This window comes from Halosimplex rubrum, from assembly GCF_013415885.1.
In the GTDB taxonomy this organism is placed as follows: Archaea; Halobacteriota; Halobacteria; order Halobacteriales; family Haloarculaceae; genus Halosimplex; species Halosimplex rubrum.
In genome coordinates this window covers 1,944,003-1,968,396 of the sequence record NZ_CP058910.1, presented here as the reverse complement: position 1 = coordinate 1,968,396, position 24,394 = coordinate 1,944,003, and the positions used below count along the sequence as shown (strand labels likewise).

Sequence of the window (24,394 nt, the reverse complement as noted above, 5' to 3'; positions counted from 1 at the left end):
TCAACACCAGCAGAAGTCGTGATACGCACAGGCCTCGCAGAAGGGCTTCTCCTCGGCCGGTGGCGGGGATTCCTCGGTGACGAGATCGTGAATGCCCCGGATAGCGTCCTCGACGCGCTCGGCGAGGTCGTCGGTGAGCTCGACCGTCTCGCGCTCGCGTTCACGCGGGTGTGCGAGGACGCCATCGCGCTGGACGCCCGCGACGCGGTCGAGGTACCAGAGGTAGTACGCCAGCTGCATCCGCGCCGGTTCGACCAGCTTCGAGGAGGGCTTGACCTCGACGACGCGACCGTCCTCGAGCAGGTCGATGGCGATCATCCCGAGCTGTTTGCTCTCGCGGCCGCCGTAGGCCGTCTCGTCCACCCGGGTGCCGCGGACGACGGCCGGATTCTCGCGGTCGATCTCGAGCTGGCGGCTCGCGAACCACAGCTCGCGTTCACAGGCGTGGTAGTACTGCATCATGACGCCCGTGACGCGGAACGGGTCCGCGGCGGCGTCGCCGCGTGCGGTCGCGAGCAAGCGGTCGACGGGGTCGATCGATTCGCTCATAGGATACGTGCGTCGACGGTGCTCTCGGGCACGTCGACCCCCGTTTGCGCGTCGAAAAACGACGGGTCGTCGTCCGGGCGCAGTACCCGCTCGGTCGCGTCGCGTTTCTCGCCGTCGTGGGACAGGGGTTTCAGGTTGGTCAACTTCCGAGCCGTGTCCGAATCACGCCGGTAAGCCGGCACCGAGACGCGGATCTCTCCGAGCTGTGACTTCAGTCGCTCCATCTCGTCGAACTCGTAGTTCCGTTCGGCAACTCGGTACTCCTCGACTCGGTCGTACTCCGCCTCGTTCCGGCAGACGTACACTTCGAAGGAGAACGGCGAATCGATGAGCGACGCGGTTCGGAGTTCGTCCCCCTCGGCGCGTCGAAACTGGGTTAGCAGGTCGTTGTCGTCGGCCATCGTCTCCACCGTCTCGCCGACCAGGTCGTGATACGTCTCGACGGCGTCCTCGGCGACTCCGGACTCGGGGACGGCCTCACCGACTGGAACGTCCGCGAGCGCCGTCCGGGTTCGCTCCAGCAGGTCCATGTCGGTCTTCCGGTCGCGACGCGCGTACACCGCTTCGGAGGGAAGCGTCTCGCTGCCCTCCGGGACGGCGAGACGCCATACGGAAACTTCCCCGGCCTCGGGGGCGCGCTCGAACGACCGATTGCACCGGCCGGCGGCCTGGACGATGCTGTCGAGCGGCGCGAAATCGCGGTACACGCGGTCGAAGCTCACGTCGACGCCGGCTTCCACGAGCTGCGTCGAGACCAGGAGCGTCGGAATCGACTCCGCCGTCAGCTCCTCGGCGACGGTCAGCAGGAACCGACGGTCGCACGGCCGCAACCGCGTCGAGAGGAACAGGACGGCCGGTCGCTCCCCTCCGGCTGTCTCGGCGATCCCCCGAACGAACGCTGCTCGATACCGTTCGGCGTCGTCCGTCGGCGGGACGCCGATCCGGTCGGTGTCGTCGCGGACGATCTCCGCTTCGAACCGCGTCGCGACGTCGACGAATCCGTCGTCGGTCGCAGCGGTCTCGGAACGGTTCTCCAGTTCGCCCGTGACGGCGTCGAACAGGTCACCCGTGCTGTCGATCGTGTTACAGATCGCGAGCACCGATTCGGTCGTCCCAGTCACGCGCTCGACGAGCGAAGTCGCCGCGGTCTCGTAGTCGACGACATCGGCGTCGTCGTCGCCGGTCTCGAGCGCCGTCGGGTGGAACTCGTACTCGACGCGGTCGGGGAGGTCGCTGTCGGTCTCCCGTTCGAGCGTAGCGAGCGTCTCGCTGTCCAGCAGCGGGACCGTCCGCTCGTCGTCGACGATGCGCGGCTGCGTCGCGGTCATCAACACGACGGTTGCACCGTACTCGTCGGCCAGCGCTTCGACGAGTCGGGCAACGAGGGGCCACCACGGCAGCGGCAGCGCCTGCGGCTCGTCGACGATGACGACGCTGTCGTACAGCGCCGGGAGCTTCATACTCTGCGTGTTGGACGGTCCCGCGAGACTCTCGAATAGCTGGACGAACGTCGTGAGCGTGACGCCCGCTCGCCAGCTCTCGGCGAGCATCGTCGCCCGGGCCATCTCCTCGTCCGTCGGCTCTTCGGTGGTGGGTTCGTCTTCGTCGTCGTTCGGAAGCGTCAGCGCCTCCGAGAGGTGGTGGTGTTTGGTCAGTCGCCGGCCCGTCGCCGGGTCCGACTCGTCGAGGTCGGCAGCGTCCGAGTCGTCGGGACCGCCTCCCAGCAGACCGTCGAAGACAGCCGCTGTCTGGTCGATGACCGAGGTAAACGGCAAGGCGTAGACGATGCGGTCGCCGCCGGTCGCCGCTCGGATGCGCGCCGCCGCGAGCAGTCCGGTGAGCGTCTTGCCGTATCCCGTCGGGAGCGTGAGCGTCGCCACGTCCCGGTCCGAACCGAGGAACTCCGCGACCGGGTCGCCGCCGTCCCGGCGTCCGCCGATGTGATCCTGAACGGTGCTGCGAACCTCGTTGAGCCGCGCTTCGAGCGCGTCGGGGTCCGCGTCGTCGACCCCCAGAGTTTCGATGTGGTTCCAGACCTGCGAGGGGTCGAGCTGGTCGGCGTGGATCCGTTCGTCGTCGTCGGTCACGCCGGCGGCGTGAGTCTTGTCGGCGAAGGTGAGCGTCCCGTACAGGCGCAGCGCGTCGAGGTAGGTCTCCCCGTCGTCGAACAGTTTCGAATCGGGTTGATAACGACGCCGCTCGTACATGAACCGCTCTCGGAGACAGTCACGGAGACTCGCCGAAGGGTCGTCGGCGTCGCCGGGTTCGGTGGCGCCCAGCAGTCCGAGGAACTCGCTCCAGCACCCCTCTTCGCCGACGAGTCTATCGACGACCGCGCGGGCGAACTCCGGGTGATGCTCCTCGATGTTCGCGGCCTGTTGGCGCGCGTGGCCGTTGTATCCCGCCCGGTTGTCGTCCCAGCACTCCCACGTCCCGTCCTGTTCCAGACCGGTCGAGACGAACGACTCGGCGTTCGGCAGCGTTCCGTGGTGTTTCGCGACGGCGACCAGACCGGCGAAACACGTCTTCGGACCGTACCCCATTCGGCTCAGCGCGTAGTAGGCGATCAATCCGCCCAGGCGCGCGTGGTGGGACGGCTCCTCGTCGCCGGAGTCGTTCCCGATGTGCGTCTGGAACATCGTCGTCGCCTTCCCGAAGTCGTGCGCCAGCCCGACGAGTGCCGCCGCGTCGTGAAGCGGACGACCACACGCCGTCTCGGTGTCTTCGGGCGTCACCTCCCTCGCACGGCCGGCGACCGTCAGAAGGTGTCGTTCGAGTACCGTCTCGTCTCGGCCGTCGTCGACGGGGTGGGACAGCAACTCCGGCCAGTTCGGGTCCTCGGCGTCCAAGGTCACGAGAACACCACCGTTCGTCCGTCGACGCGCATCGCGTCGACGCCGGTCGCTTTCAGCGCCGTCCCATCGCGACTGTACGCCCAGCGGAGATACTCCGTCGTCTTCCGGCCGGTGAACTCCCCGGAGCGCTCGGTCGTCGTCATGTCTCCGGGCGAGCGCTCGGTCCCGTGCGGATGGTCGGACGAGGGAACGATACCGTCGGGGGCGGGCAACGCCGACTCGACGGCGACGGGGTCGTCGCTTTCGGACAACTGCTCGGGAGAGAACTCCCCGTGGAAGGTCACCGAAGCGAGGAACTCCGAGAGCCCGAGCGACGGGACGTACTCGGAGCGACCGTCCGCGAGTCGGTCGTGAAGCCGGTCGTAGGCCGCGTCGTCCGCCAGCCAGACATCGAGCCGGTAGGCGGGTTCGACCAGCACCTCGTAGTTGACGCGCTGGCGATCGGCCTGGGGGTCCGGATAGCGGACGCTCACTTTCCCCCGAGCGTTGACGGCCTTCATCCCCTCGTTCGAGGTCGTCAGGCTGTTCTCCGGCAGGTTCATCGTTCGCGGGATCGACGCCGTCTCGCTCGCGTCGTCGCCCGAGGCGACGGGCTGGACGGCGATGCCCGACCGGTCGCGGTCGAACACGTCGTAGTAGCCGTCGCGCTCGTAGCCCGCGACGGCCGCGAGCAGTCCGGCGACCGTCGTCCGCGGCGGAAGCCGGTAGGTCGCCTTGATCGTGTTCCCGTCGACGCGGCGGAAGTGGCCCCACGGACCCTCGACGGTCAGCGACAGACACCGGTCGGGTGGCGTCCGTGCCGACCGCTCGCGCGACTCTCCGTCCGACTGCTCCGCCGTCTCGTGTTCGGTCAATTCCGTCTGCATCTCAGGGCCGCGTCGCCTCGGACTCGTCGTACACGTCTACCTCGCGGACCCGATCGGAGCCGAGTCGGTCGGACAGCGCCGCGGGGAGGTCGATCGGCTCGCCGCCGGCCACGACGTCGAGCGCGCCGTCGGCGACGATGTGGACGCGTTCGACGTGCTCGGCGTGGTCGGCGAGCCTGTCGAGCAGGTCGGTCGCGTCGAGGGTCACGTCGCGAACGTTCCGGTACGCCCGCGCGTCCGACTCGTCGCCGGCCGTGTCGAGGTAGTGAGTCAGTCCGCCGACGTGGAACCGCTCGTCGGCGTACTCGACGCGGAGGTAGAGCCGCGGCTCCTGTCCGACCTTGCTCCGGGTGATCGTCTGGTTCTTGACGGCACGCCAGCAGAGTGTGTCGAGCCGACGAACGTCCGACTCGGTGAGGTTCGTGTCCTCGGCCGCGTGCTCGTCGACCAGTCCGTGAAAGCCGATGAGCGCGTACTTGATCCGGTGGTCGTCGAGGTCGAACCCGCCCTGCTGTTTCTCGTCCTGGGTCCCGATGACGCTCGTGAGGCTGTTGTACTCCTCGTTCTCGACGACCGGATGGAGGCTCTTGCCCGGCGAGAACTGCACCGGCCCCGTGAGGTGGTCGGGCAGTTGGTCCTCGACGGCGGCGATGATCCCGTCGTCGTCGGTGTCGATGCTCAGCGTCGCGCCGAAATAGCGGGCGTCGACGGCGTTGTCGAGGAAGCCGTCGAACGCGTCCTCGCCCACGTCTTCGGGGTCGGTGACACCGAGGGAGTCTTTCAGCATCTGCTCGCGGGTCTTCGCGTAGCCGTCGTCGCGGCTGCTCGTGATGTAGACGCCGTGGCCGTCCGCTTCCAGCTGGTCGCGGAGGTACCGCTTCAGGCGCACGTCCGTGACGATCGCCTGGTCGGTCACGGGGTCCTTCCGCGGTCGGTTCGCTCCGCTGAGGGGGTTGCCGTTCGGATTGGCGTCGACGGCGTCGTACAGGAAGACGATCTCGGATCGGTGCTCGACGGTGGTCTCGTCACTCATTGTCGTACTCGGAAGTGCTGCGGTCGTTCAGTCCGTAGGCGATGCCCATCGCGTAGTGATACCGGAGGTCGGCGGTGTCCAGGTCCCAGTCGTCCGGGTCGCGGTCGAGCAACCCGTCGACGACTTCGTCCATCAGTTCCGCGTACATCGTCCCGTTGTACCCCTCCTCCTCGGAGTAGACGACGTTCGCGTCGATCACCTCGGTCGCCACCTGCGTGACGTTGTGGCGACTGATCTTGTCGATCGGATGGCGCGTGACGGCGGTCATGCTCCGGTTTTTGCTCCGCTGGTACCGGCTGATCCGGCCGACGAGCGCGCCGAGGGCGAACACCCCCTGACGCTCCCCGTCGGCCAGCGCGTCGTGGCGCTCGATGAACTCGTCCAGCCGCTCGGTTCGGCTCGGTTCTCCGCCGTCGTCCGTCGTTGTCTCTGTCATCGTGGTGTCTACGGTGTAGTCGGTGTCCGCGTCGGTCGCCAACAGGTCGCCGTTGGCGAGCGCGGTGAGCTGAGCGTGTTGCTCGGCGACGGCCGTCCCCGGGAACGGGAAGTCGTCGTCTGGGTCGAACCGCTCCGCGATGCGGTCGACGTACGCCGAGAGCAACGACGCCGCCTCGATCCGGTGGCCACCGACCACGTCCGCGGTCGCGCGGAACCGGAGGTCGTCGCTGCTCGGTTCGTCGTCGTCGTCCGGCGGCGCGCAGGTCCGCGCGAAGTAGCCGACGCCGGTGACGACGTTCAGCCACTCCAAGCGATTCCGTCCCGGTGCGAGCAGGGCGAACTCCTCGCGGACCGGCAGTGGACCGTCCTCACCGAACAGTGGACTGTTCAGGGCGTCCTGGTGCTTCTCTGCGAGTTCCAGCCCGTAGTGGACCGTCCCGTTCGGCTCGAACGCCAGGAGTCGCCACCGGTCTTTCTGGTACTTCTCGACGACCATGAGAACGAAGCGGAGGTCCTCGGCCGGCTCACCCGGTTCGTCCTGTAGGTCGTCGTACAGCGACGCGACGGCGTTCTCGTCGATCCCCTCCGTCTGCCTGACGAGCGTCGAGTACAGTTCGTCTGCGTCCCCGACGGTCGGTGTTCGCTCGAAGTACGGGAAGTAGAACGCCGACACACCGGGCGCCGGTTCCGCACAGGCGTCGAGGAACGTCGTCGCGTTCTGGGCGGCGATGGCCGCCTCGCGGCCCAACCCCTGCGTCCGCCACGACTGGTCGGGGTCGAACCGCGGGAACCGCTCCATCTGCTTGGAGAGGTACCACTTCAGCGGGTCGTCGACGACGCCGTACACTTCCTCGTCGGTATCGCCGACGTAACAGGTGCCGTCACCGCTGGCGTCCTCGGCCTCGTTCTTCGCGCGGAACTTCGTCGTCTTGCGGCGAACCATCGCCTCCTGGAGGACTTCGACCTCCCCGGGCAAGTGCCACGTCGCGTCGGCGTCGAACCGGTCGGTCGTCGCGACGGCGTCGCCCTCGAATCCGAACGCGACGGTGTGGAGGTACTGGCCCTCCCGGGTCACCTCCGCGACCGCCTCGGCGACTCGCTCCATCGCGTCGTCGTCCCCTCCGAGTTCGTCGAGCGCGTCGAGCAGCCAGCCGTCGTCGTGGTCGCTCGCTTCCTCGCGCACGGCGTCCTCGCTCGGCCAGCGGGTGAACCGCTCGACCGCGTGGTCGGCGTGCTTCTCGGGACCGTTGGTCTGCCCCGAGAGGTGCGTGATACTGTGGTCGACCCCGCGGGCGGCCTCGAACTTCGCGTGCGCGACGTGGGACAGGTCCGGAACGAGTCCGTCACCCGTCGGACCCGACCGCTCCTCGACGTAGGGGACGACTCGAACCGGGTCGTCGGCGAGCGCCACCTCGTCGTCCGCGAGTTCGACGCGGACGACGACGAGCCGTTCCTCTCCGACCAAGTCCGCCGCGGCGTCCGGCGACAGGAACGGACCGTACTCGCCGGTCAGGCCGCGACCGAGCGCGTACAGCCGCCCGTACAGCGACTGCAGGTCTCGAACCGACGTGACCGGCCGGTCCGGAAGCGCCGCGTCGATAGTTCCGTCGTCCAGATTCCGGAGCGCTTCAGCGTCCAGCATCGTCCTCCTGAAGGTTCAGAAACCCGAATCCGAGCGCGTTGCGCTCTCCGATCCCGCAGTCGAGCGCGAGATTCAGGTGGCGCCGGTGGTCGTCGTCTCGGACTGTGTAGTTCAATTTCCATTTACTGAGGACGTAGGTCATCCGCTGGCCCTCGGTCACCTCGACCGGGAGCGCGTACGTCTTCAGCAGGTCGTAGCCGTCGAACAACTCGCCGTCGCAGTCGCTCGGACCGGGGAGGTACTCCGGCGCGAACAGGCCGTGTTTGCGGTCGAGGTTCGCCCGGATCTGCGTGCGGAACGGCTCCATCGTGTGCTCGGGCCGCCAGAACGTCGCCGAATCGCCGTGGCCGCCGTCGATGTCGTAGCGCTCGCGCTGCCACGGCGGGATGCGGACGAGCACGCCCGTCCCGGATTCGAGCGTCCCGCTCGTCCCGGGTTCGCCCACGTCGGGGTCCAGCGCCGTCACGTCCTCGACGCGGAACGGCATCTCGCCGACGTTGAGTTCGCGCTCGTCCTGCAGGTCCTCCGCGACGTGCGCGAGCAGTTCCTCGTCGGGCGAGGCGACGAGCAGATAGCGGTCGTCGCCCTCGCGCATGTCCCGCGGCGGGAAGACGAGCGAATACGAGAATCCCGGCGGCTCGTCGCTCTCGTGACGCTCGTCGTAGTCGGTCCCGTCCAGTGCGCTCCAGATCCGCCCGCAGATCTTCGGGTGGTGGTCGTTCGTGAACGCCGCGTCCGCTCGCGCGGACAGCTCCGTCAGCAGGCGCATCTCACTGTCCCGTACCGTCTGTCTCGGTTACATACCACACTGTACAGTTCGTTTCTCGGACGGGTATTAAACGACAGGTGACCGGAGTGAAAGTGGAACAGTAATGGAACGTGAAGTCGCAGTCACTCGAAGACGCCGTCGGGCTCACGCTCCCGCAACATCCCCAGCATCACCGCGGCGAACCGCTCGGCATCGGCAGCTTCGACCACCCGCGTATCGGCCGGTTCGCCGGTCACCCCCTCGAAGTCGACGCTGGTGTAGCCACGGGTGAGCCCCTCGCGTTCGTCCACCGCGACGGCGTACGATCCGACGCGCTCGCGGAGTTCCGGATACGCGAGTAGCGCCGCGGTCAGGCCGTCGGGCTGGGTGATGCCGTCGAGACCTGCGGCTTCGCCGCGGTCGCGGACGACTTTCGTCACTTCGCGGAAGAAGTCGGCGAGGTCGGTGTCGATGGCGTCGATCGCCGCCAGCGTGTCGGGGCCGAGCGCGGTCCGCAGACAGAGTCCCCAGTCGACGAGCGTCACGTCGAAGGCGTCGAGGACGCGTTTCGCGGCGTCGGGGTCGGCCCAGACGTTGAACTCCGCGGCGGGCGTGACGTTCCCCCGGCGCTCGACCGCGCCGCCCATCACCCACACCTCGTCGACGAGGGCCGGAAGATCTTCTTCGCGGGCGTGCGCGAGCGCGAGGTTCGTGAGCGGGCCGATACAGAGCAGGGTGATCTCGCCCGGTTCCTCGCGACAGCGGGCGACGATCTCCTCGGGCGCGAACCCCTCGGCGGAGTCGACGCCGGTCTCGGGGAAGAGATCGCCGCCGAGGCCGCCCTCGCCGTGGATCTCGGTGGCGTGTTCGTGGGACTTGACCAGCGGCGAGCGGGCGCCCTCGTAGACGGGAACGTCGGTCGAATCGACGAGCGAGAGCGTGTACTTGGCGTTCTCGACCTGCCGGTCGAAGGGGGCGTTGCCGGCGACGACCGTGACGGCCTCGACGGACAGCCGGTCGGTCAACACCGACAGCGCCAGCGCCTGCGTGTCGTCGCCGGCCGTGTCCGTGTCCACGATGACGCGTCGCATACCCCGATATCGAACCCCGGACGTAAGCCGTTCGGGATCGGACACCGGCGCGGCCGCGGGCGGCGGCCGGCGCGGTCGCGACCCGAGAGATGTATCACGGGGGGCGGTCAATAGCGGGTCGAGAACCGATGGCAGACGAGACAGAGCCGACGGTGCCGGTGGTGTGTTCGGAGTGCGAGACCGAGACGGCGGTCGCGATCGACGACGTGGCCGACGCGGTCGCGCGTCACAACGACGGGCTCCACGACGGCGAACAGGTCGCCAGCGTCGACCCGGCGCTCGCCGACCAGGTCCGCGACCTGGTCGCGGAGGACCTGGGCCTGCTCGGCGACCCCGCCGACGACTGACCGCGCGCAAGCGACCGGGCGATCCCCGGGAGTCAGAGGACCGTGCCGTGTTTCTTGTCCGGTCGCTCCTTCTCGACGGACTCGTAGAAGGCGAACCGGGCGGCCAACTCCTCGCGCAGGTCGCTCGGTGGGACGATCTCGTCGATGACGACTTCGCTGGCCATCCGATGCACGTCGATGTCCTCGCGGTACGCCTCCCGGAGCTCCCGCTCGCGGCGCTCGCGCTCCTCGGGGTCGTCGATGTCGTCGAGCTTGTTCGCGTAGACGGCGTTGATCGCCGCCTCGGGACCCATGATGGCGATCTCGCCGGACGGAAGGCCGACGGTCGACTCGGGGTCGTAGGCGGGCCCGGACATGGCGTAGATACCGGCGCCGTAGGCCTTCCTGACGACGACGCACTGCTTGGGCACCGTCGCGGCGGAGGTGGCGTAGATCATCTTCTTGCCCGCTTCGAGGATCCCCTCCTTCTCGACGCCGGAGCCGGCCATGAAGCCCGGCGTGTCGCAGAGATAGAGCAGGGGGACCTCGAAGGCGTCGCACTTCCAGACGAACTCGGCGGCCTTGCGGGCGGCGTCGGGGAAGATCGCGCCCGCTCGCTGTGCGGGCTGGTTGGCCACGACGCCGACCGGCCGGCCGTCGATCCTGGCGAAACCGGTGAGGATCTCCGGACCGAACTCCGGCTGGAGTTCGAAGAAGGAATCCCCGTCGACGACTCGCTCGATCAACCGCTCCATGTCGTAGCCCCTGTTGGGCTTCTCGGGGACGACGCCGTCGATTCCCTCGGGCGACTTCGCCGGTGGGCGCCCCTCCGTCTGCGGGGGCTTCTCGTCGCTGTTGTCCGGGAGATACGAGACCAGCTGGGCGACCAGGTCGCGCGCGTGGTGTTCGTCCTCGGCGACGAGATCCGCCGAGCCCGAGTGGCGGGCGTGTACGTCGGGGCCGCCCAGCTCGTCGAGGTCGATCTCCTCGCCGGTGACCATCTCGACCATCCGCGGGCTGGCGATGGCCATCGCCGACATGTCCCGGACCATGACGGTGAAGTCGGCGAAGACGGGAGTGTAGGCGGCGCCGGCGATGCAGGGGCCGTAGAGGACGCAGATCTGCGGGACGCGGCCCGACAGCATCGAGTGGTTGTAGTAGTACTTGCCGATGCCCTCGCGGTTGGCGAAGAAGCCGGTCTGGCGGTCGATCCGCCCGCCCGAGGAGTCCATCAGGTAGAGGACGGGTCGCGCGGTCTTCAGCGCCCGCTGTTGCATCCGGAGGAACTTCTCGACGCCGTGTTCGGCCATCGACCCCGCTTTCACCGTGAAGTCGTTGGCCATGAAGTGTACGTCCCGCCCCGCGAACGCCGCGGCGCCGGTGATGAGGCCGTCCGCGGGCAGTCGGTCGCCGTCCCCCGCAGAGCCGTCCGAGTCCTCCGCACCGTCGGTCTCGGGCGAGTCGGGGTGCCACGCGTCGAAGTTGGCGAACGTGCCGTCCTCGAACCGCAGCCCCGAGGGGTCGGCGGTCCGGTCGTAGTCGGCACCGGACGCCTCGCCGGGTACCGGGTCGGTGTCGCCGAACCACAGTTCCAGTCGGTCGCGGACGAACAGCTTCCCCTGCTCGGCCAGGCGCCGGCGGTACTTCTCCGGGCCGCCCCGCCGGATGTCCGCGATCTCCTCGCGGAGGGCCCGCTCGCGGGCGGTCGGCCCGAGGTCCTCCGCCGGCGTGGCTCCCGACGGCTCGCCGCCACCGGAGACGCTACCAGCGGCCCCGTCTCCGTCGGACTCGTGGACGACGGCCGGCTCGTCGGCGTCGCCGACGTACACCTCCACGCGACCGTCCCCCGGGACCGTCCGTTCGAGCGCCGAGGCGATCGCTTCGGCCTCCTCGACGCTCGCGTCCTGGGCGATTCGAACTCGCATACCAGCCCCGTCGCACGCTAGCGGTAAAATATGCCGCCCCATCCGGGGGTGGAACCTGCGACCCTCGTTCGGAGCGGCGGCGGGGCGCTCACCGGGATTTCAAACTTGATAGCCGCGGACGAACGGGTAAGTAGGACAACGGCGAAGGTCGCGCCAATGCGTTACCGGTCACTCTCGCTGGTGGTGCTGGTTCTCGTGTCGGTCGCGGCGCCGACGGTCGTCGCCGCCGGCGCGGCCAGCGCGAACCCGTCGGTCGACGTCACGATCCGGTCGACCGACATCGGCGAGGGCGACACCTACGAGGCCGGAACGGACGTGGACCTGACGATCGACGCGAGCGTCGGCGACGCCGCCGCGGACGGGACCGGACTCTCGGACATCGTGGTCCGAGTCAACGGCGACCTCGCCGAGTCGATCGCCGTCGACGGGACGAACGTGACGGAGACGGTCGAGCCGTCGCTGTCGAACGGTGAGAACGAGATCCGGGTCATCGTCACCGACGACGCCGGGGCGGTCGACGCGACGGCGTTCACGGTCGAGAAGGACGCCGAGGCGCCCCACGTCTACCTGACGAGCCCGTATCAGACGGCGCCGTGGAAGCCCATCGACGACGGGACGGCCAACGGCTCGCGGGTCACGATCGCCGGGAACGTCATCGAGTCCACCGGCGTCGAGAAACTGCGGATCACCCGAGAGTTCGGCGACGACCGCTCGACTCGCGCGCTTCGCGACGTGGGCGAGAACTTCTCCGTCGAGATGCTGCTGGGCTACGCCGAGGGCGGCAACGCGACCAACGAGTTCAGACTCACCGCGACCGACGAGTTCGGCAACGTCCGGATCTACGATTTCGAAATCGCCGTCGCGGACCGTCGCGCTCCCTCGGTCTCGACCGAACCGTTCCCCAACGAGACGGCCCGCAACCGCGTCTTCCTCGCCGGGACCGTCGGCGACGACGTGCGAGTGCGGTCGGCCAACCTGACGCTGCGCGGCCCCGACGGCAACGTCACCGGCGAGTCGACGATCGCCGCCGAGCGCTCGCGGGCGCTCGACTCCGACCGGCTCTCGGTGCCGTTCAACGAGTCGCTGTACACGCTCTACCCGGGCACCTACGAGGCGACGGTCTCGGTCACGGACGCGACGGGGAAGACGACGACCCGGACGGTCGAGATCGAGCGGGTCCCCCGGTCCGAGCGCGACGTGGCGCCGACGATCGCCGTCGACCGCGACCGCACCGTCGTGTTGAACGACGGGCGGCTCTTCCTCGCCGGCACCGCCTTCGAGGGCGTCACCGAGCGCCTCGTCGTCGAGACGCGGCTGGCGGCCACCGGCGAGACTCTCGACTACCAGGTCGTCCATTCGGGCTCGCGCCGCCAGCGGGTCGAGTTCGACCGCGAGGTCGCCATCGCCGACAACCGCACGACTGTGATCGTCCGCGCGACCGACGCCGACGGCGTCGAACACACGGAGGAGTTCGCCGTCGACGGCGCCGCCCGCGAGACGTTCGTCGACGAGTCCGAACCCGACGCGGAGGGCGACGGGAACGAGACCGACTGGCCGACGGTCGGCGTCGAATCGCTGCAGGACGGGCGGACGGGGACGGCGAGTTCGTCGGTCACGGTCCGTCGCGCCGCCGCGGGGACGACCGTGACCGTCCCCGACAACGCGTCCCGGGCGGTCGTGGCGACGACGAACGTCTCCGTCGAGCGCCTGCGCTTCGACGCCGCCGCCGACACGAACCTCACGGCGACCGTCGTCGCGCGCGAGCGGGCCGGCGCGGCCCTGAGCGGTCCCGACGGGGCGACGACCGCCGCGACCGTCACCGTCCAGCACTCGGTCACCGACGACGCCGTCGACGGCGTGACATACGACCTGTCGGTCCGCCGACCGTACCTCGACGCACACGGTCTCGATCCGGCGAACCTCACGGTCTACCGCCTCTCGGCGGGCAACTGGTCGGCGATCGGGACCAGCGTCGCCGAGAGCGACGAGGCGCACGTCCGCTACCGCGTCGACTCCCCGGGACTGTCGGTGTTCTCGCTGTCGACCGACCCGGCGCTGGCCGACGCGAACGGCACCGACGGCAACGGAACGACCGCGAACGGCACCGACGGCGACGGGACCGCCGGAAACGGCACCGCCGCCGACGGGACGGCCGGAAACGGGACGGCGTCGGGCGACGGCGAGCCGTCGGGCGAGGCGACGATATTCGTCAGCAACGTCACCGTCAACCGGACGGCCGTCGCGGTCAACGAGTCCGTCGCGGTCAACGTCACGCTGGCGAACGAGGGCGACGCCGACGGCACCTACACGGCCGGACTCCAGACGCTCCAGGGCACGAACGTCTCGTTCGTCGGCACGGAGACCGTCGCGGTGCCCGCGGGCGAGCGACGCGGGGCGCAGTTCACCACGAACTTCTCGACGACCGGCAACCACACCGTGATGGTCAACGGAACCCAGGCCGGCCCCGTCGTCGTCGGCGCGGGCGGCGGCCTGCTCTCGTTCCTGTCGTTCTTGTCCGTCCTCCCGCTGCGCCTCATCGGCATGGCGCTCGGCGGGTTGCTCGGGCTGGGGCTCGTCGTGGTGCTGTTGCGGTTCGTCCTCGGAAAGGTCGGCGGCGGCGATAGCGCGAACGGGTGAGAAGCGCGGTTCGGTTCTACGACAGCTTCGCTTCGATCCGGTCGACCAGTTCCTCGTTCCCCAGGTAGACGGGACTGCGCTCGTGGAGCCGGTCGGGGTCGGTCTCGAAGAGGTCGCCGTAGCCGTCGGAGACGCGACCGCCGGCGGCCTCGACGACGAACCCGACGGGAGCGCACTCGAAGCAGTAGCGGAGCTTGCCCTCGGGCGTATCCGCCAGTTCGGGGTAGGCGAAGACGCCGCCGTGGGTGAGCACCTGCATCACGTCGGCGATGAACGCGCCGCCGTAGCGGAGTTTCAGTCGGTCGTCCTCCAGGGCCTCGACCGCCTCGGTCACGTCGTCGGTCCAGTCCGGGCGGCGGCCGCCGAAGGCGTAGACCGTCGGGTCGTCGGGCAGCGTGAGGCCCTCGCGGAGGAGTTTGCGGCCGTCGTCGTCCTCGCCGCTACCCTCCGCGGCTCCCGCCTCGATGAGGTACTCGTCGACGCTGTCCCCGTCGGAGACGACCATCGTGGTGTTGGGCCCGTAGAGGACGAACGCGGCGGCGACGAGGTGGTCGCCGGTGGTCGGCACGGGCTCGTCGTAGACGCTGACGATGGTGCCCATCGGGTTGTTCGACGTGAGGTTCGAGGAACCGTCCAGTGGATCGAGCGCGAGGTGGAACTCGCCGCCGTCGTCGGCGGTCCGCGCGGACTCCCGTTCCTCGGAGGCGTAGCTCCCGACGGACTCGAGCGCGAGCAGGCGCTCGCAGAACAGCTCGTCGGCGTACTCGTCGGCGGCGCGGACCTTCTCGCCGCTGGGGTTGTGCCCCTCGACGTACGCGCGGCGCTCGGGCAGCGCCTCGCGGACCTCGCTGGCGGTGTCGCGGACCACGTCGAAGACCGCGTCGACGGTCGGGTGTCCGATCCAGTCGGCCGAGGGCGGGAGTTGCTGGCTCATGGTTTGGGTGCTGCCGCGTCGAGGGCCTCGTCGACGGAGGCTTCCTCGTAGATGACTTCCTCGAGCGCGTCGAGGATGCGCCGGGGGTTCTCGCGCTGCCAGACGTTGCGGCCGACGGCGAGGCCGGCGCCGCCGGCGTCGATGACGCTCTTGACGCTCTCCAAGAACTCGCGGTCGCTCGTCTTGGAGCCGCCCGACATCAGCACCTTCGTCGGGCCGGCCATCCGGGTGACCGTCTCCATGGCCTCCTGGCTGCCGGGGTACTTGACCTTGGCAATGTCCGCGCCGAGTTCCAGCCCCAGCCGGGCGGCGTAGGCGATGGTCTCCTCGCCCGTGTCGTTCTTGACGGCCTGGCCGCGGGCGTACGACCACATCACGACCGGGAGGTCGTACTCGCGGGCTTTCTCCTGGACCTCGCGGAACTCCTCGAACATCTCCACCTCGCCGTTGACGCCGGGGTAGACGGTGAAGCCGACGGCCTCGGCGCCCAGCTCCTCGGCGGCGTACTCGACCGAGCAGTTGACCGCGCTGTCGGGTTCGCCCATCCAGAGATTGGAAGTGCCGTTGAGCTTGGCGAGCAGCGACACGTCGTCCTCGTAGGAGGGGTAGTAGGCCTCCGCGACGCCCTTGCCGACCGCGAGGGAGGTGACCGCGGGGTGTGTGGCCACATCGAAGACGTGTTCCGGGTCCGCGCTCTCGGGCTGGGGGTCGAAGTCCACCGGCCCGTGCTCGATACCGTGGTCGTACGCCAAAACGAGTACCTTCCCGTCCCGCGTGACCGGAGCGTCTGCGATGGGTCGCATTACGAACGAGCGTACACGGACCGAACGTATATATCTTCTTTCTGACATTATTTACTACCGTGCGAGTAAACGATTGGAGCGTGCGTGACGTTCGCACGCGCTCGGACGGCCGAAATCGCCTCGCCTGGGAGAATCGGCGACGACGCCGCAAGTACGTGGCAAGTATCTGACTGTCGTCCGGCACGGAGCGTGTGCTACGACGAACGGGGGTAGGTTTAGGCGGGCGGCGGGCGGAGGAGGGGTATGCGCGAACTCGATGCCATCGACACCGTCGGCGTCGTCGGCGCCGGCACCATGGGGAGCGGTATCGCGCAGGTCGCCACGCAGTCGGGCTACGAGGTCGTCCTGCGCGACGTGGAAGACGCCCTCGTCGAAGGGGGGATCGAGGACCTGACGGACGGACTCGATCGGCTCGTCGAGAAGGGGACCGTCTCGGAGGACGAGGCCGAGACGATGCGCGGGCGCGTGACGGGAACGACGGACCTGGCCGACCTCGCCGACGCGGATCTGGTGATCGAGGCCGTCGTCGAGGACGTCGACGTCAAACGGGACGTGTTCGCCGACCTCGACGACGTGACCGACGACGACGTGACCCTCGCCACGAACACCAGCACGCTCTCGATCACGACCATCGCCGCCGCAACCGACCGCCCCGCGAACGTCGTCGGCCTGCACTTCATGAACCCCGTCCCGGTGATGACGGGCGTCGAAGTCGTCGTCGGCGAGAAGACCGACCCCGCGGTGGTGGAGTTCGCTCACGAGTTCGCCGCGGCGCTGGGCAAGGAGACCTGGGAGGCAGACGACAAGCCCGGCTTCGTGACCAACCGGATCCTCATGCCGTGGATCAACGAGGGGATCCGCGCCTACGACGAGGGCGTCGCCGCGAAGGCCGACATCGACCGCGGGATGGAACTCGGGACGAACGTCCCGATGGGTCCCCTGGAGTTGGCCGACCACATCGGCCTCGACGTGTGTCTGCACGCCACCGAGACGCTCCACGAGGAGCTGGGCGACCGCTACAAACCCGCCTACCTCCTCGCGCGCAAGGTCGAGGCCGGCGACCTCGGGAAGAAGACCGGCCGAGGGTTCTACGAGTACGATTGAGCCGGCGGCCGCGGAGGGTCAAACGCCGATGTGACTCTTCGGAACGGACTTGTCCCCACGCTGTGAGGACAGTCGTGATGAACGTCCGCCCTCCGCTCGCTCTCGCGTTCGTCGCCCTCGCGTTCGTCGCCGTCGGCGTCGCGGGTCCCGCGAGCGCGGCACCACCACCCGAAGCCGTCTGTGGTGTCTGTGGCCCCGGCCTCGCCGACGCCGCCGAGGACGCCGGCGTCCCGCTCACCGTCGAGTACGGCGCGGCGACGATCCGCGTCCGCGAGGACGGGAGCGGCCACTGGGACGCGCGCGTCCGGGTCGACGACCGCGCGGCCGACCGGCTCGCGGCGAACGCGACGCTCCGCGACCGCGTCGTCCACGCGAGCCTCGACCGCCGCACCGTCGTCGACGACCCGCGGAACCTGCACACCGAAGTCACGAACGACACGCTGAGCGTCACCTTCGACCAGCCCGCCGTGGCCCACCGGAGCCTCGGCGGCGTCGTTCTCGTCGATCTGCTCGACCCGCGCGCCCGCCGCGCCGGGCTCTCCCTCGAAGCGGACCGGCTCCGGATCGAGGGGCCGAACGGCACGGTCGTGAGTCGCGCACCGTCGGCCGCGACTGTCGAGAACGGGGCGGTCGTCTGGCTCCCCACCGACGAGGAACCGGGGCTGGGAAGGGACACCCGCCTGGCGTTCGCGCCCTCGGGAGGACCCGCGGCGCGCGGGCTGACGAGCGTCGGGTTCGTCGCCTTCGGCGTCTCACTCGCCGAACCGAGCGGGCTCGCGCTCGGCGTCGCGCCCGCGGTCCTGCTGGGGTCCCTGTTGCTGGCGGTACGGCGCTGGGGCGACGAGTTGCCCGCCGTCGACACGGCGCGACTCGGGACCGTGATCGCTGGCGGCGGTGCCGTCGCCGCGGTGGTCGCCGGTGCGGCGCTGGCCGGGTCCGTGCTCCTCGACGCCGCCGTCGCCGAAACCGTCGCAACCTTCGCCGCGCTGTACGCGCTCGTCGCCGCGGGCGCGTTCCTCGACCGCCCGTCCGCCCGCGTCGCGCTCGCCTGGACGCTCGGCGCGGCGGCGCTCGTGGCCGCGATAGCGAGCACCGTCTCGGTCGTCGCGTTCCAGACCGCGCTGCTGTCGATCCCCGCGGCGCTCTGGTTCCCCCTCGGCCGCGCCCGCGGTCGAGGAGCGGTCAGCGGATTCGTCGCCGTCGCGACCGTGCTCGCCGCGTTCGGCGCCGCCGTCCTCTACGCGCCGTCGGCGTCACCGGTGTTCGGACTGCTCGTCTCCCTCTTCACCACCGTCCCGTGGGCCGGCGCGACCGTCCTGTTCGGCTTCCCGCTGTACCTGCTGGGTCGCGGGCCGGGCGAGCGCACCGACCCGGTCGGCGGCTCCGACCGGACCGACCCCACGAGCGCCGACTGACGCGCGGTCGAGGAACTCCGAGAACCAAACCCGCCGTTTTCGGCTGGAGATCCGACCGACGGCGTCGGGACTCGCTGGCCGTGATCTCCGGCTGAAACGCACCCGCGGAGCGCTCGGGAGCGCTCCCCATCGAACGAGAACCGACAGCGAGGGGCGCCCGTAAGAAGATTTCGGAGTGGTGCGGTCGCGACGGCGCGGTCGGCGAGGTCGCCGCGGTGCCGGCGGCCCGTTACCAGCGGTGGTGGACGTACTCGCGGGCGTGCTCGTCGTAGATGTCGCGGACGGCGCCGTGGGTCTGGTGGGAGAGCGGCGCCAGGTCGGCGGCGGCGTCGTTCTCGGCGACGTGGTCGGGCGAGGTCGAGCCCGGGATGACCGTCGAGACGGCGTCGTGGTCGAGGATCCAGCGGAGGGTGAACTGCGCCATCGTCGCGTCGTCGGGGACGAACGGCCGCAGGTCGTCGACGGCGGCCAGGCCGTCCTCGAAGGGGACGCCCGCGAAGGTCTCGCCACCTTTTCGGCCGACGCCGGCGTCGACGCCCTCCTCGGCGGCGGTCCGCCGGTGGTCACCCTCGCCGAAGTCCTCCGGTCCCTCGAAGGCGTCCGCGAGCAGGCCCGACGCCAGCGGGACGCGGACGATGACCCCGATGTCCTCGTTCGCCGCGCGCTCGAAGAACCGTTCGGCCGGGCGCTGGCGCAGCGGGTTGAAGATGATCTGTACGGACTCGACGACGTCGTGTTCGATGGCCTTGTCGGCCTCCTCGACCTTCTCGACGCTGACGCCGGCGTGGTCGATCAGGCCCGCCTCTTTGAGGTCTTCCAGGGCGCGGAAGTTCTCGGGGTCGTAGAACGCCTCGGTCTCCGGGCAGTGCAGCTGGACCAGGTCCAGCGAGTCGACGCCGAGCCGGTCGAGCGATCCCTCGACGGAGGACCGAAGCCCCTCCTCGGAGTGGCCGCCGTCCTCGTCGGGCGCGGCCTTCGTGGGGACGTAGATCGTCCGGTCGGGGTCCCGTTCGTCGAGCACCTCGCCGATGAGTCGCTCGGCGCGGCCCTGCCCGTACACCTCGGCGGTGTCGACGAAGTTGACGCCGTCGTCCAGCGCCGTGGCGATGGCCTCCCTGGCCTGTTCGTCGGTCACGTCGCCCCACGACGGGCCGACGTTCCAGGTGCCGAGGCCGATCTCCGTCACGTCCCAGCCGGTGGAGCCGAACTCGCGTGTGTCCATGTTCGACCCAACGGCCGCTCGGGCGAAAAAGCTGGTCGATCCGGCGCGTGGTTCCCCTTCGTCGCCGGCGACGGAACGAGCGTCCGGGCCCTCCGGGACACCAACCTATTTCGACGTGACTCGGGAAGGGGTCGACATGCCCGAGGACACCGATCCCGCGACGGACGCCGACCCGGAGGACGCGTTCGCGCTCATCGGCAACGAGACGCGCGCCGCCATCCTCCGCGCGCTCGGCGAACGCCCCCACGAGGGGGTCTCGTTCTCCGAGTTGCGCGAGGCCGTCGACCCGGAAATGGACAGCGGGCAGTTCAACTACCACCTCTCGCAGTTGGTCGACCAGGTCGTCGACCATGACGAGGACGGGTACACCATGCGCGCCGAGGGGCTCACCCTCTACCGTCTCATCCGGGCGGGAAGTGTCAACCGTCGAACCTCCCTGGACCCGTTCGCGATCGGCCTCGACTGCTATTTCTGCGAGACGCCCGTCGAGGCTCGTTACGACGAGGGTACCTTCGAACTGCGCTGTCCGGGCTGTGACCACGTCTACTCGCACACCCAGATTCCACCCAGCGCCGTCGAGACGGGCGACAGAGGCGACGTGCTCGACCGTATCGACCAGTACAACCGCCACGAGATGCTCGCGTACGCCCGCGGCGTCTGCCCGATCTGCGTCAGCGCACTCGCGTTCGAGTTCGTCGCCGGCGACGAGGTCTGGACCGACGGGAGTGGTCGGCTGGACGTGTTCGTCGGCTGCCACTGCGACCACTGCGGCAGCAGCCAGTACATGTCGGTCGGCCTCGCGCACCTCTATCACCCCGCCGTCGTCGCCTTCTTCCACGACCACGGCGTCGACGTGACGAGCCGCCCCCACTGGGAGTTCGAGTGGGCGATGACCGACCGCCACCTCACCGTCCGCTCGACCGACCCCTGGGAGGTCGCCCTCTCGATCCCCTGCGACGAGGAGACGCTCGAACTCGTCGTCGACGAGAGCCTGTCCGCCGACGCGACGCGGGTCTGAGCGGCCCGGGGTCGCGAGCGAGGGAACCTGGCGAACAATCAAGGGTCGAGCCGCGGTAGGTGGTCACATGGACTTCGCCCTCACGCAGGAACAGCGCCAGATCCGCGACACGGTCGCGGAGTTCGTCGACGACGAGGTCGTTCCGCGGGCCGCCGAGATCGACGAGACCGACGAGTTCCCGGCCGATCTGATCGACGAGATGGCCGAACTGGGCCTGATGGGCATGCCGATCCCCGAGGAGTACGGCGGCGCCGGCCTCGACTACCACGCCTACCCCGAAGCGCTCGTCGAGATCTCCCGGGGCTCGGGCGGCCTCGGCACGATCGTCGCCGCGCACGTCTCGCTGGCCTGTAACATGGTCTCCGAGTTCGGCGACGAGGACCAGCGCGAACGGTACCTGACGCCGATGGCCGAAGGCGAAGAGATCGGCGCGTTCGCGCTCTCGGAGCCGGGCGCCGGGAGCGACGTGCCGGCGATGGAGACCACGGCGAAGCGTTCCGGCGATACCTACACTATCGACGGCGGGAAGCTGTGGATCTCGAACGGTTCCGTCGCCGACACGGTGGTCGTCTTCGCCAAGACCGACCCCGACGCGGGCGGCAAGGGCATCTCGTCGTTCGTCGCCCGCCCCGCAGAGGACGAGGGGTTCCACGTCGAAGGGACCGAGCACAAACTCGGCGACAAGGGCTGTCCCACCGCGGAGTTGCGCTTCGACGAGATGGAGATCCCCGCCGACCGCCGGCTCGGCGAAGAGGGCGCCGGTTTCGTCCAGGCGCTCAAGACGCTCAACGGCGGCCGGATCACCATCGCCGCCCGCTCTATCGGGCTCGCGCAGGCCGCGCTCGACGACGCGCTCGAATACGCCCAGGACCGCGAGCAGTTCGACCAGCCTATCAGCGAGTTCCAGGCCATCCAGCACAAGCTCGCGGATATGGACACGAAGATCAACGCGGCGCGGTATCTGATGCACGCCGCGGCGGACAGGAAGATGCGCGGCGACCGCTACGTCAAGGAGGCCGCGCAGGCGAAGCTGTACGCCTCCGAGATGGCCCGTGAGGTGTGCAACGAGGCCGTCCAGATCCACGGCGGCTACGGCTACACGACGGACTTCGCCGTCGAGCGCTACTACCGCGACGCGAAGTTGAACGAGATATACGAGGGCACGAGCGAGGTGCTTCGGAACACGATCGCCGACCAGTTGCTGGAGTGAGCTCGGTCGGCGGCGATATTCGGGAGGTGTTCGAGACCCGCCTCCCCGTGAATTCGAAGCGTTTTCGCGGACGTGGAGCCACATCGGAGTCTGGCACGCGCCGATGTCGGCCGCCGGGACAACGAACCCGGAGAGGTCCGACCGGTCGCGAACCCACCGGCGAGGCGTTACGCGATTCGATGTCGACCCCGATACGGCCCCGACACAGGACGACGAGCTTCCGGACGGGATTCAGGAAAGGCGACGCTCGCTCACGGCCGCCGGCGGTGAGTTCGTTCCCGGGCCGGGACTAATCCGTCCGGACCCCGTAGAAACGACCGGACAACCATGCGCTTCGAGGGGAGAGCCAGCCGACGGGGGAATCGGCGAGCGAACGGACCCGAACGGGGGGAACGCGGGGGTGACCGGCCGCCGTGGTGAGCCCCGCTCGCGCCGACGCGCTCGTCGACCTGGCCTACGGTGGCCTGATCGCGCTGTCGATCGTGCTGATAGCGACGGTGAACACGAACGTCGGGATCGCCTTCGGCGTCGGCGTCTTCGCGGCGTACGTCGCCCACGTCGTCTGGAAGATGGCCCGATTCGACCCCGACTGGATGAGCAGCGTCGTCAGAGAGACGGTCGAGGAGTCGGTCGAACAGACGGTCGAGGAATCGGTCGAAGAATCGGTCGAACAGACGGTCGAGGAGTCGATGGAGGAGACGGTCGGGGCCGTCGAACGGACGATGGGCGACCAGCTCGACGAGGTTCAGGCGCGGGTCGAGTCGCTGGACGAACGCGTCGAGGGGAGTCCCCGACCGGACGAGACCGGTGACGCGGCGGACACACCGGGGCCCGACGAACCGGCCGACGACGGGCGCGCCTGACCCGGGCGACCGCGTCGGCCGGACGAACCACCGGTCGAGTCCGGGCCGGCGGCTCACCGAACGACGACCACCGGGGCCGGCGACCGGCGGAACACCTTCTCGGCGACGTTCCCGACGAACAACCGCTCGGCGACGGTGCCGCCGTGGCTGCCGATGACGACCGTGTCGTACTCGTCGGCCCGGTTGATGATGGCGCGCACGGGATGACCCAGCGCGACCTCGGTGTCGAGAGCGATATCGCCGTCGGCCTCGTCGGCGATCGCCCGGGCGCGCTCGAATATCGGGTCGGCGTGTTCGCGCGCGGCCGCGTCGATGTCGTCGGCGATCGCGATCCCGGCAGCCTCTCCCCACAGCGGCGATGGCTCGCCGACGACGTGCAGGACCGTGAGCTCTGCGTTCGGATAGGCTTCCACGGCGTATTCGAGTGCTCGTTCGCTCATCTCCGACCCGTCCATCGGCACGAGGACGCGCGATATCATAGCTACCCTACGAGCAGGACCCGTAAAAACCGGCGGTGGACGAAAGGGAGCGGTTCGGGTGGTTCGTCAGGTGACCGGGACCAGCGTGAAGAAGACGTAGGCGAGCAGCGTCGACATGGTCGGGCCGATTATCCACATCGAGACGTACTTGACGATGGCGCGGGGGTTGAACAGGTCGCCGGCGTCGAGCACCTCGGGGGGTTCGGCCTCGCCGATCTCCGCCACCGGTGCCTCCGGTTCGGCCGTCAGCGCACCGGGTTCGATCTCGCTGTCGAAGTCTCCCCGGAGCGCGTCGCGCGCGGCGATGGGACGCGTCGCTCGCCCCCAGCCGAGGCCGACGATGGTCATCACCGACGCCATGACGAGGCTGATCGGGATGCCGATGTACGAGAGGGCCGTCGTCACCGTCGAGGCGGTGATCATGACGACCAGCGCCGCCAGCAGCGGAATGTCCGACAGTTCCGACCCCACCGACTCCATGGTCCGGCGGGCGATCGTGAACCCGCCGAGGCCGATGGCGACGGTCGCGATCCCGATCGCCAGGTCGGGTTCGAGCGCGCGGCTGCTGACCAGCGGCGCGACGGCGTTGGGGACGTTGCTCGCGCCCGCGGAGAAGGCCATGTAGCAGCCGACGACGAGCACGACGACGGTCCCGGCGAGTTCGCCGCGCGTCGTGTTCGGCCCGAGCGCGGGGCGCGGGACGGCGCCGCTGCGGTCGAGCGCCAGCGTCGGTCCCTCGGAGACATCGATCCGGGCCCGCCGATTGAGTTCGGGGTAGACGTACCGACCGACGGTCGCCCCGATCCAGAACCCGACGACCGGCGTCACGACCCACCAGGAGACGATCCACCCGATCGTCCGGACGTTCGCCGTCCCGGTCGCGAGCCCGAGCCCCGCGATCGCGCCGACCGTCGTCATCGAGGTCGGCACGGGCACCCCGAACACGTTGGCGATCAGGATGCTGAACCCGATGAAAAAGAGGACGGCCACGCCCGCGCCGAGCGATATCTCCGTCGTGACGATGCCGCCGCTGAGCGTGTCCATGACGTTTCGCCCGACCGTCCAGCCGCCCAAGAAGACGAACGCGGTCATCAGCCCGGCGGCCGTGACCTTCCGGAGGATCCGGGCGCCGACCGCCGGTCCCCACGCGATCCCCGTCGACGACCCCCCGATGTTGAACCCGACGAACACCGACGCGACGACCCCGGCGACGAGTACGGCCTGAACCATCCTCTG

Annotated in this window: 20 protein-coding genes; 7 read left to right on the top strand and 13 right to left on the bottom strand. The window is 69.3% G+C overall.

All coding sequences use genetic code 11. From position 1 onward, the window contains the following. The 7 genes from cas4 to HZS55_RS09695 all read right to left on the bottom strand — a co-directional run bounded on the left by cas4 (nucleotide 1) and on the right by HZS55_RS09695 (nucleotide 9,222). Nucleotides 1–549: a CRISPR-associated protein Cas4 gene (gene cas4 / locus HZS55_RS09725; RefSeq protein WP_179911486.1), complete on the bottom strand. Its 549-nt coding sequence runs from the start codon at nucleotides 547–549 to the stop codon at nucleotides 1–3. Next, a complete protein-coding gene (locus tag HZS55_RS09720) occupies nucleotides 546–3,404 on the bottom strand; it encodes a CRISPR-associated endonuclease Cas3'' (protein ID WP_179911485.1) in 2,859 nt (952 codons plus the stop codon). The genes cas4 and HZS55_RS09720 overlap by 4 nt, the downstream gene beginning before the upstream one ends. Further along, nucleotides 3,401–4,270, bottom strand: a complete 870-nt coding sequence (gene cas5b / locus HZS55_RS09715; protein ID WP_179911484.1) for a type I-B CRISPR-associated protein Cas5b — start codon at nucleotides 4,268–4,270, stop codon at nucleotides 3,401–3,403. The genes HZS55_RS09720 and cas5b overlap by 4 nt, the downstream gene beginning before the upstream one ends. Before the next feature lies 1 nt (nucleotide 4,271). Next, on the bottom strand, nucleotides 4,272–5,303 hold the full coding sequence (cas7b, locus tag HZS55_RS09710) for a type I-B CRISPR-associated protein Cas7/Csh2 (RefSeq protein ID WP_179911483.1): 1,032 nt from the start codon (nucleotides 5,301–5,303) through the stop codon (nucleotides 4,272–4,274). Next, complete coding sequence (locus tag HZS55_RS09705; protein ID WP_179911482.1) at nucleotides 5,296–7,383, bottom strand: TM1802 family CRISPR-associated protein; 2,088 nt, start codon at nucleotides 7,381–7,383, stop codon at nucleotides 5,296–5,298. Before HZS55_RS09705 ends, cas7b begins: the two co-directional genes overlap by 8 nt. Beyond that, nucleotides 7,370–8,152, bottom strand: a complete 783-nt coding sequence (cas6, locus tag HZS55_RS09700; RefSeq protein WP_179911481.1) for a CRISPR-associated endoribonuclease Cas6 — start codon at nucleotides 8,150–8,152, stop codon at nucleotides 7,370–7,372. Before cas6 ends, HZS55_RS09705 begins: the two co-directional genes overlap by 14 nt. A gap of 122 nt (nucleotides 8,153–8,274) precedes the next feature. Beyond that, on the bottom strand, nucleotides 8,275–9,222 hold the full coding sequence (locus tag HZS55_RS09695) for a nucleoside hydrolase (RefSeq protein ID WP_179911480.1): 948 nt from the start codon (nucleotides 9,220–9,222) through the stop codon (nucleotides 8,275–8,277). A gap of 128 nt (nucleotides 9,223–9,350) precedes the next feature. Between HZS55_RS09695 and HZS55_RS09690 the strand changes: the two genes are divergently transcribed. Further along, nucleotides 9,351–9,569 carry a hypothetical protein gene (locus HZS55_RS09690; protein ID WP_179911479.1) on the top strand — a complete coding sequence of 73 codons (219 nt, stop codon included), beginning with the start codon at nucleotides 9,351–9,353 and terminating at the stop codon, nucleotides 9,567–9,569. Between the two features lie 32 nt (nucleotides 9,570–9,601). Here the strand turns inward: HZS55_RS09690 and HZS55_RS09685 are convergent, their stop codons facing one another. Continuing rightward, a complete protein-coding gene (locus HZS55_RS09685) occupies nucleotides 9,602–11,473 on the bottom strand; it encodes an acyl-CoA carboxylase subunit beta (protein ID WP_179911478.1) in 1,872 nt (623 codons plus the stop codon). 156 nt (nucleotides 11,474–11,629) lie between these two features. Between HZS55_RS09685 and HZS55_RS09680 the strand changes: the two genes are divergently transcribed. Next, nucleotides 11,630–14,110, top strand: coding sequence for a hypothetical protein (locus HZS55_RS09680; RefSeq protein WP_179911477.1), 2,481 nt, complete (start codon nucleotides 11,630–11,632; stop codon nucleotides 14,108–14,110). A 16-nt stretch (nucleotides 14,111–14,126) separates the two neighbouring features. On the opposite strand, the gene HZS55_RS09675 is transcribed toward HZS55_RS09680, so the two are convergent. Both HZS55_RS09675 and HZS55_RS09670 read right to left on the bottom strand, forming a co-directional pair. Further along, the gene (locus tag HZS55_RS09675; RefSeq protein WP_179911476.1) at nucleotides 14,127–15,044 is read right to left on the bottom strand and encodes a class 1 fructose-bisphosphatase; all 918 of its coding nucleotides are present in this window, start codon (nucleotides 15,042–15,044) and stop codon (nucleotides 14,127–14,129) included. Next, nucleotides 15,041–15,847, bottom strand: coding sequence for a class I fructose-bisphosphate aldolase (locus HZS55_RS09670; RefSeq protein ID WP_179911475.1), 807 nt, complete (start codon nucleotides 15,845–15,847; stop codon nucleotides 15,041–15,043). Before HZS55_RS09670 ends, HZS55_RS09675 begins: the two co-directional genes overlap by 4 nt. A gap of 243 nt (nucleotides 15,848–16,090) precedes the next feature. On the opposite strand from HZS55_RS09670, the gene HZS55_RS09665 reads away from it, so the two are divergent. Then, nucleotides 16,091–16,951 (top strand): 3-hydroxyacyl-CoA dehydrogenase family protein, encoded by an 861-nt coding sequence (locus HZS55_RS09665; RefSeq protein WP_179911474.1) that lies wholly within the window; start codon nucleotides 16,091–16,093, stop codon nucleotides 16,949–16,951. Between the two features lie 77 nt (nucleotides 16,952–17,028). Beyond that, a complete protein-coding gene (locus tag HZS55_RS09660; RefSeq protein ID WP_179911473.1) occupies nucleotides 17,029–18,366 on the top strand; it encodes a hypothetical protein in 1,338 nt (445 codons plus the stop codon). 229 nt (nucleotides 18,367–18,595) lie between these two features. On the opposite strand, the gene HZS55_RS09655 is transcribed toward HZS55_RS09660, so the two are convergent. Beyond that, the gene (locus tag HZS55_RS09655) at nucleotides 18,596–19,588 is read right to left on the bottom strand and encodes an aldo/keto reductase (RefSeq protein WP_179911472.1); all 993 of its coding nucleotides are present in this window, start codon (nucleotides 19,586–19,588) and stop codon (nucleotides 18,596–18,598) included. Between the two features lie 136 nt (nucleotides 19,589–19,724). Between HZS55_RS09655 and HZS55_RS09650 the strand changes: the two genes are divergently transcribed. The 3 genes from HZS55_RS09650 to HZS55_RS09640 all read left to right on the top strand — a co-directional run bounded on the left by HZS55_RS09650 (nucleotide 19,725) and on the right by HZS55_RS09640 (nucleotide 22,679). Continuing rightward, complete coding sequence (locus tag HZS55_RS09650) at nucleotides 19,725–20,606, top strand: winged helix-turn-helix domain-containing protein (RefSeq protein WP_179911471.1); 882 nt, start codon at nucleotides 19,725–19,727, stop codon at nucleotides 20,604–20,606. 67 nt (nucleotides 20,607–20,673) lie between these two features. Further along, complete coding sequence (locus HZS55_RS09645) at nucleotides 20,674–21,816, top strand: acyl-CoA dehydrogenase (protein WP_179911470.1); 1,143 nt, start codon at nucleotides 20,674–20,676, stop codon at nucleotides 21,814–21,816. A gap of 416 nt (nucleotides 21,817–22,232) precedes the next feature. Further along, nucleotides 22,233–22,679 carry a hypothetical protein gene (locus HZS55_RS09640; protein ID WP_246308404.1) on the top strand — a complete coding sequence of 149 codons (447 nt, stop codon included), beginning with the start codon at nucleotides 22,233–22,235 and terminating at the stop codon, nucleotides 22,677–22,679. A gap of 53 nt (nucleotides 22,680–22,732) precedes the next feature. Here the strand turns inward: HZS55_RS09640 and HZS55_RS09635 are convergent, their stop codons facing one another. Together HZS55_RS09635 and HZS55_RS09630 are read right to left on the bottom strand one after the other, a co-directional pair. Beyond that, the gene (locus tag HZS55_RS09635) at nucleotides 22,733–23,158 is read right to left on the bottom strand and encodes a universal stress protein (protein WP_179911468.1); all 426 of its coding nucleotides are present in this window, start codon (nucleotides 23,156–23,158) and stop codon (nucleotides 22,733–22,735) included. Between the two features lie 66 nt (nucleotides 23,159–23,224). After that, nucleotides 23,225–24,388 (bottom strand): inorganic phosphate transporter, encoded by a 1,164-nt coding sequence (locus HZS55_RS09630; protein ID WP_179911467.1) that lies wholly within the window; start codon nucleotides 24,386–24,388, stop codon nucleotides 23,225–23,227. Nucleotides 24,389–24,394: the final 6 nt, after the last annotated feature.